The organism is Luedemannella flava (genome assembly GCF_039528515.1).
In the GTDB taxonomy this organism is placed as follows: domain Bacteria; phylum Actinomycetota; class Actinomycetes; order Mycobacteriales; family Micromonosporaceae; genus Luedemannella; species Luedemannella flava.
In genome coordinates this window covers 1-7,572 of record NZ_BAAALT010000027.1, presented here as the reverse complement: position 1 = coordinate 7,572, position 7,572 = coordinate 1, and the positions used below count along the sequence as shown (strand labels likewise).

At 72.7% G+C, this 7,572-nt stretch carries 6 protein-coding genes and 1 pseudogene; 5 read left to right on the top strand and 2 right to left on the bottom strand.

The annotated features are described in order from the left end of the window. Together ABD211_RS05625 and ABD211_RS05620 are read right to left on the bottom strand one after the other, a co-directional pair. Positions 1-1,506, bottom strand: a pseudogene (locus ABD211_RS05625) (hypothetical protein); the annotation flags it as partial. A gap of 31 nt (positions 1,507-1,537) precedes the next feature. Continuing rightward, the gene (locus ABD211_RS05620; protein ID WP_344126919.1) at positions 1,538-2,656 is read right to left on the bottom strand and encodes a hypothetical protein; all 1,119 of its coding nucleotides are present in this window, start codon (positions 2,654-2,656) and stop codon (positions 1,538-1,540) included. A gap of 170 nt (positions 2,657-2,826) precedes the next feature. Here ABD211_RS05620 and ABD211_RS05615 point away from each other — a divergent pair, with 170 nt between their 5' ends. From ABD211_RS05615 to ABD211_RS05595, 5 genes are all read left to right on the top strand, one after another. Next, positions 2,827-3,507: a hypothetical protein gene (locus ABD211_RS05615; RefSeq protein ID WP_344126917.1), complete on the top strand. Its 681-nt coding sequence runs from the start codon at positions 2,827-2,829 to the stop codon at positions 3,505-3,507. A gap of 45 nt (positions 3,508-3,552) precedes the next feature. Then, positions 3,553-3,954, top strand: coding sequence for a YbaB/EbfC family nucleoid-associated protein (locus ABD211_RS05610; RefSeq protein ID WP_344126916.1), 402 nt, complete (start codon positions 3,553-3,555; stop codon positions 3,952-3,954). A 3-nt stretch (positions 3,955-3,957) separates the two neighbouring features. Then, positions 3,958-4,686: a hypothetical protein gene (locus ABD211_RS05605; protein ID WP_344126914.1), complete on the top strand. Its 729-nt coding sequence runs from the start codon at positions 3,958-3,960 to the stop codon at positions 4,684-4,686. A gap of 89 nt (positions 4,687-4,775) precedes the next feature. Next, the gene (locus ABD211_RS05600; RefSeq protein ID WP_344126912.1) at positions 4,776-5,138 is read left to right on the top strand and encodes a hypothetical protein; all 363 of its coding nucleotides are present in this window, start codon (positions 4,776-4,778) and stop codon (positions 5,136-5,138) included. Between the two features lie 75 nt (positions 5,139-5,213). Continuing rightward, positions 5,214-7,572: WXG100-like domain-containing protein (locus tag ABD211_RS05595; protein ID WP_486336255.1), on the top strand; the 2,359-nt coding region annotated here is incomplete at its 3' end.

The following is a 7,572-nucleotide window of genomic DNA, read 5'->3' as shown; positions in this document are numbered from 1 at the left end:
GCCGCCCCCGCCGGACGTCGTGTGCCGCGCGGGCGGCGGCGGGGGCTCGGCCTTGCGCTGCGGGCGGCTGAGCACCGGCGGCGTCGCGCCGGGCGGCATCGTGCCCGACTGGCCGAAGTGCTCGTCCAGGCCCGCCTCGGTGAACGGGCGGGCCGGGTCGTTGGGATTGCCGCGCTGGCGCGAGTGCGGTGGCGGCGCGGCCTGGCCGGGCCGCTGGTTCTGCGGCGTGCCCTCGCCGGGCTTGTTCGGGCGGGCCAGCGTGCCGCGCTTGAGGCTGGGCGGCGGCGCGGCGGGCGGCAGGCTGGGGCTGCCCAACCCGTTCGCGCCCGACCGGAGCACGCCCTCGCGGCCCAGCAGGCTCGCGTCGGGCCGGGTGAGGCCCTGGCCGGCGAGGCCGCGACCGTCCAGGCCGGCGGTCATCGGCCGGCCGCCCGGGCCGTACGGGTTGAGGCCCAGGGCCTTCGCGACGTCCGGGCTCATGACCAGGTTGGGCGCCAGAGCCGGGACGATCGCCGGCACCGGCACCGGCGTGCCCGCGACCACGGGCCCCGTCGGGATGAGGGTCGGCGCCTTCGGCGCGTCCGGCTGGCCGACCGGCACGGGCGCGCCCGGTGCGATAGGCCCCGGCGGCACGACGGGTATCGGCGCGGCTGGCGGCGGGGCGCCCGGGCCGGGCGGCGGGGCGCCGCCGCCGAACGGCTTGTGGCCGGGCATGTTGACGACCGCGTTGGTCGGCCCTTCGAACCGGGTGCCGCGACCGGGGATCAGGTAGTTCTGGATCTGCTGGTAGAACTGCTGGCTCAGGTCGTGCGCGATCTTCTGGGCCTCGTGGCTCCACTTGCGCCAGATGGCCGTCTGGTGCTGGTAGACCATCCGCCAGTGCGGGCTGATCTCGGCCATCTTCTCCTGCATCTCGTCCGACATGCTGTCGATGTCGGGGCCGTCGTAGCCCTCGGTCAGCTTGTTGTAGTCGGCCTGCGCCTCGGCCACGTACTGCTTCCAGGCCCAGTCGATGCGGCTGTGCGCCGAGTGCACGTTGCCGGAGAGGATCCGCAGTCCGACGGCGTTGTTCAGCGCGCAGTCCTGCCACTGCTTCAGCGAGTACAGCGTGGCGCCGGGGCCCCAGCGCAGGAACTCGTCGGCGGCCGGCGAGGACCAGCCGGCGAACTTGCCGTTGCCGTTGTGCAGCGCCTCGGCCTGCGTACGGGTGGTCTCGGAGACGGTGTAGAGCAGGTCGTACGCGTTGTACCACATATCGGCCAGGGCGGAGATGCTGCCGGGGCCCAGCGCCTTGATCTGCGCGCGGATGTGCTGGATGTCGTGGAAGCCGTTGGTCAGCGGCGTCCAGTTGTAGTCCCAGTCGTCCTTGAACTGGCCGTCCGGCTCGGGGGTCGGGTTGTAGCCCTGCGGGAAGTCGACGTGCGAATACTGCGACGAGGCGATGTAGACGGGCACGTTGTGGTACATGCCCTGGTATCCGTAGAACGTGCCGCCGTCACCGGTCACCGCTCACCACCCTTCTCGCGCACGCCGCCGCTCACGCGTAGTCCGGCCGGTAGGAGCCGTAGGTCTCATCGGCGTACTGCTTGGGGTTGTTCTGGCCGCTGATGTCGCCCAGGTCGGTGTCGTTGTCGCCCACGTCGAGCGTGGTCGTGGAGGACGTGCCGTCGCTGTGCGGGGTGGTCGACGCGGTCGTCACGCTGCCGTCGGTGTGCTGGGTGACGGTGGTCGTGGTGCCTGCGGTCGTGACGCCCTTGTCGCTCGTCGAGCTGTTGGTCGTCGTCGTGACCTTCTCGCCGTTGACGTACGCGCTGGACGTGGTCTGGGTGCTGTGCCCCGACGAGCCGTCCGCCTGCGTGACGACGGTGGTCGTGCCGTTCTGCTCGGTGGCCGTCTTCAGCGTGCTGGACGTGGCCTTGTTGTCCGTGCCGTAGACCGTGTACCGCGTGAAGGTCTGCGGCGGCTGCGTCCCGTACGGCGTCTCCCAGGTGGAGATGACGATCCTGCTGCCGTCCGGGTAGCTGATCGTGCGCGTGGTCATCTGGTGGCCCGGGATGCCCGAGACGACGACCGTCTGGGTGCCGCCCAGCATCGACGGGTCGGTCGCGCCGGTGACCGCGCCCGCGTTCGCGCCGGCCTCGCCGCCGGACTCGGCCAGGAGCTGCTGGTACGTCTTGCCGATATTGCTGGGCAGGCCCTTCGGGCGCTCGCCGCCCCGGCCGAACGCGAACTCGACGCCGTCGACGGTGATCGCGTTGAGGTCACCCGCGCTGCTGCCGTCGGTCAGTCCGTACGCGTCGGAGATGGTCTGCGCGGCGTAGCCGATGTTCTGCATGCTGACCTGCAGGTCGCGCATCATCGCCATGAAGTCGGCCTGGTTGTGCGACACGAACATGTTCGCCAGGCTGGCCTCGGGGAACAGCGTCGCGCCCTCGCCCACGTTGAGGAAGCCGTCCGTGGCCAGCTTCGGCATGCTCTGCTGGATCGTCGGCATCGTCGACATCAGGTCGAGGCTCGCCTTGTACATGTTCTCGGCGTACGTGCTCATCGACGCGAAGTCGGCCTTCACGTTGTCGATGCTGTCCGGCCAGTTGACGTTCGTGTTGGCCGCCGTCTGGGCCGCGTACGGGTTGCTGACGCCGCCGCTGTCGTCCACGCCACTCCTCCGGTTGCCCCCGTGGGCCGCGGGATCCGATCCACCACGACCACTGCCCAGTGCCGAGGGTAACGGGAGCGCGCACGCGCGCAAAGGCGCACCGGGCCCTGCCGGCGACCGCCGGTCGCATAGATTGTCCACTGGCCGGCCGAGCAGCGACGGAGGCGGACATGCGGCACGACGACATCGCGGACCTGATCACGCGGTACGTCCTGGTGCCCGGGGAGACCGTGCGGCGCCGCCACGACGACCGGCCCGACGCGGTCGAGATCGACACCGGCCACCGCAGGTACCTGGGCTCGCCGGCGCCGTGGGCGATCGCCCACGCGGCCGGGGTCGCCGGGGCCGCGCGGGTCTACTCGCCGTCGCCCGACGACATGCCGAACTTCGACCTGACGTACGGCTTCGTGGTCCTGGCCGAGGGCGGCGTGCGCTATCTCAACCGGGTCGACGACATGGCCGACCTGGGCCGGCTGGTGGCCGCCGGCCTGGACCCGCTCGCGTACGCCGAGGTGCTGGCCGAGCTGTACACCTCGCCGGACATCAGCGGCCCGCTCGTCATCCCGATCAGCTTCCCGGGCGCCGGGCGGTCGGGTTTCCTGCTGCGCGACCCGGAGCCGTTCCTCGCCAACCATCCGGGCGTCGACCCGGCCGCGGTGACGGCGCCGGTCGTCCAGCGCGCCGGCGACGCGGTCGACCTCCGGTTCACCGCCTACGAGTACCAGACCGCGGAGCTGACCACGCTGGTCAACGTGTGGACCTGGCACGTGCGGGCGACCGCCGCCGCGCCGGCCACCTGGGAGCGCGTCACCGTGGTGCGCGGGCTGCCGGTGAAGAGCCACATCTGGTGAGGACCCGGCTCTATATGCTGGCGCGGACACGGGGAGGGGTTACGCATGACGGAGCGACCGGACTGGAACGTCCTGCGCGGCATGTTCGCGGACCTGGACAAGGCCGTGGCCGGCATGGAGGAGCGGCAGCGCAAGGTCTTCCAGATCACCGGCACCGCATGGTCGGATGACCGACTCATCAAGGTGGTGGTCGGGCCGCGCGGTCAGCTCACCGAGCTGGAGATCGATCCGCGGGTCTACCGTACGCCCAACTCCAAGGCGCTGGCCGCGAGCATCCTCGCCACGGTCCGCCGGGCGGTCGAGGACGCGATGCGCCAGACCACCGAGGTCCTCGACGAGGGCCTGCCCAGCGACCTGCGGTTCAACAAGATCGGGTCGATCGACGTGCGCCGCACGCTGACCCGTCACGACGGCGACCTGTCGAAGCTCGACGAAGAGGAAGAGTGACCCGTGGCGTGGGCCGAACAACCGCGCGACCCGAGCCGGCACCTGCTGGTCTGGCGCGGTGAGGGGCACGCGCCGGACGGCAGCCGGCTGCTGACGGCCGTCCCCCTGACCGAGGCGGGGCACACGCTGGCCGAGGCCGTCGCGAACGCCCGCTCCGTCGACGCGGCCATCGAGTCCGAGGCGGATCCGCTGGTCGAGGTCCCGTACGACACGCTGTCGCTGTCACGGCAGCAGGCGTCGGCGATCGCCACCATGTTCCGCGACTTCGCGCTGCGGGTGCTCCCCGGCACGACGGTGGGCCCGCTGGTCACCGACGACAGCCTGAGCGAGCTGGCCGAGCGGTGCGCCGGCCGGATGCGCCAGCGCACCATGCAGTACGCGTTCGCGGACCCACGCGTCGCGGCCGACCCGGCGCGGCATTTCGTCACGCTCGCGCGGTATGTGTCGACCGGCGACGGGCGGCAGGTCGCGGTGCCCGTCGAGCTCGACGCGCCCGTGGCCGATTGGCGGTCCAGCGTCGCGGCCGGCCGCGTCCACGAGCCCAACGTGACGTACGCGTACCCGGACGTGTTGTCGTTGTCGCTGGCCAGGACGCGGATCATCGCGGAACTGCTGCACGAGTACGCGGCGCGGATGCGGCCGGGCGTGGCGGTCGGCGCGGTGGGCTCCAGCGGCGAGCTGAGCCGGTTCCTCGAGGAACTCGCCACGGACCTGCAGACCCGGGATACCTGACCGTGAGGGTATCCCGAGTGTGTGACCGGCTCGGTAGGATCGGCTTGATCGATCGTGGCTGCTGTCTGTCCGGAATGGAGGGATGACGGATGAGCTCGTCCTACCTGAACATCGGCGCGGGCGGCCCCGAGGCCGCGATGTCCATGGCGATGAAGGTGAAGGCGTCCGGCGACGACTTCGTCGAGAAGGCCCAGGCCCTGGTCGCCCGCATCGTGGAGTGCGAGCACGGCGCCCCGTGGGGCCAGGACAAGTACGGTGAGGCCTTCAACACCAACTACACGGTCGTGCCCGAGGGCGCCAAGCTCGCCGCCAACGAGGCGCTGCGCACCAGCCTCAGCGAGGCCGCCACCACCCTGTCCGACATGGGAAACCGGGTCGTCGAGGCGATGGCGAAGTACGGCGCGCTCGAGGCTGAGAACGCGAAGGACATCGGGGGCACCGTCTCGGCCTAGCCGCCGCCACCGGCCCGCGCGGGCCGGCATCATTACGTCCGGCGATCGCCGGCTGCGCCACGGGGAGGAGCGGGTTTGGGAGCGGACGACTTCGTCGACGGCCCGCTCGACTTCATCCTGGAGTGGTTCCGCCGCTTCGAGGAGTGGTGCCCCGGCATCGTGCAGCGCGTGCTGGAGTTCCTCGTCGACATCCCCGAGGGCGACGAGCGGGCCATGTTCCGTCTCGGCGAGGCCTACGAGGAGGCCGCCAAGGCCCTCTCCGACCACCTGCGCGAGGTTGCGGCGCTGAGCCCCGAGGTCGCCGAGGCGTGGGGTGGCGACGGCGCGGCCGCGCGCTTCCAGGGCAACTACGGTGCGTACCTGCAGCAGGTCTCCAACTCCGTGGTGGGCCTGTACGACATGCGCCAGATGGCGCAGAGCACCGGCCTCGAGATCGAGACGGCCAAGTTCATGGCGGCGATCAACCTCTACATGCTCGCCTCCGCGCTCGTCGCCATCGCCTCGACGCTGATCGTCTCGTTCGGCACGTCGACCTTCGCCGCGCCGGCCGCCGAAGCCGCCGCCCATGCCGGCATCCGCGCGGCGGTGAAGAAGCTGCTCGCCAAGCTGATGGGCCGCAAGTTCGCCGGCTCCGTCGGCGACTTCGCCCAGATCGCGGGCCGGGAGCTGGCCGTCGGCGCGGCGCGCACGGGCACCCGGCAGGCCGTCACCGCGCTCGGCAAGGCCGCCTGGACCGGCACGAAGAACCTCTTCACCAAGGCGGGCCTCAAGGCGGCCGGCAGGAGCGCCTGGGCCGGCATCAGGTCCGGCGCCAGCAAACTGACCCCGAAACAGTTGGCCGGCCGGCTGGCGGCCCGCAACGCGGCCCAACGCGCTGGCACACAGTTCGCCGAGCGGGCCGGCCTGCAGACGAGCAAGCTGCGCACCGCGTGGCAGGTCGCCACCCTCAAGGGCGGCGAGCGGCTCGCCGGCCGCGCCGTCCAGCAGGCCGTCCAGCGCGCGGCCTACCGCAAGGCGCTGAGCGAGATGGGGGAGAAGGGCTTCGTTCAGCTGGTCAAGGAGGGCACCGAGGGCATGGGCCGGGCCGCCCTGCAGCGCGGCAAGGGCTTCGCCATGTTCAACGTGAAGACCACCCTGGGCATCCACGTGATCCAGATGGCCGAGGGGCACAACCCGACGCTCGACGTGAAGACCTTCGCCGGCGGCACGCTCAAGTTCGGCGCCATCGGCGTCTTCGGCGGCCCGCTGTCGACCGTGCTGGGCCGCGGCATGGCCGGCGAGGCCGCGTCGTTCACCGGCGGCACGGCCGCGGTCGACGGCATCCTGACCGCCATCGGCGGCGGCGACAAGGACCGCATCGCGGGCATGCAGGAGTGGGGCCTCGGCGTCGACTGGCACCACGACATCGCGGGCGGCATCCTGTTCGGCGCGATGGGCGGCGCGCAGCACGGCGGCCCGCTGGGGCAGCACTTCATCGGCAAGGGCATGGAGGGCCACCTCGTGCCCGCCGAGGGCGGCCGGGTCGCGGAGGCCGGCGGCCGGCCCATGGAGACCCGCGCCGGCACCACCGCGACGACGGGCCGCGCCGGCGAGGTCCGCACCGACCTGTCGTCCGGGCAGTCGTCGACGACGCGGTCGCCCGGCACCGAGGGGCGTTCGGTCGAGGTCAGCCCGGCGGACCTGCGCGCCGCCGAGGCGCGCACGACCGAGGCCCCGCCCGGGGAGGCCCGCCCCGCCGAGTCCCAGCCGCGGACCGAGACCGCGCAGCCCCGGGTGGAGCAGGGCCAGTCCGTGCCGGCCCACCCCGAGACGGCGCGCGACAGCGGCACCACGACCCACGACGGCGGCCCGCCCCGTGACCCGGTGCCCGCGACGCCCCGCGACACCGCGACCACCACCCACGACGGCACGACGGCACCGCGCGACACCGCGACGACCCACGACGCGACCACGTCGGGGCGCGACGGGACGACGACCCACGACGGCGCCGGCCGTGACGCGACGACCGCGCACGACGGCGCCGGCCGTGACGGGACGACCACCCGTGACGCCGCGGGGCGGGACGGCGCGGCGCCGCATGACGGGCGGCCCGGGGAGGCGGCCCGCGACGCGACGCCCGTCACCGAACGGCCCGTCGAACCGCCGCGGCGCGTCGAGTCCGACCAGCTCAACCTGCCCGAGCGTCCCCGCAACGAGCTGGTGCGGTCCGGCGAGGAGGGCGTGCGCAACGTCGACGTGGCGCCCGAACGGCCCGCCGACGCGGCGCCCACCAACGTCATCGAGGCGCGGCAGGTCGCCGACCACCAGTCCCGACTGGACCCGCAGGCCGGCCGCGAGCACGCGGAGGCCCCCGGCCGGGACAACGCCGGGTGCGACCCGCCCGGCGACGGCGCCGGCGAGAACGCGGCCCGCGACCCGAGCGCCGAGGCCGGCA

Bases quoted from the DNA above. Each gene is read 5' to 3' on its own strand.
- ABD211_RS05615 (WP_344126917.1), top strand. From the start codon at position 2,827: ATGCGGCACGACGACATCGCGGACCTGATCACGCGGTACGTCCTGGTG.
- ABD211_RS05610 (WP_344126916.1), top strand. From the start codon at position 3,553: ATGACGGAGCGACCGGACTGGAACGTCCTGCGCGGCATGTTCGCGGAC.
- ABD211_RS05600 (WP_344126912.1), top strand. From the start codon at position 4,776: ATGAGCTCGTCCTACCTGAACATCGGCGCGGGCGGCCCCGAGGCCGCG.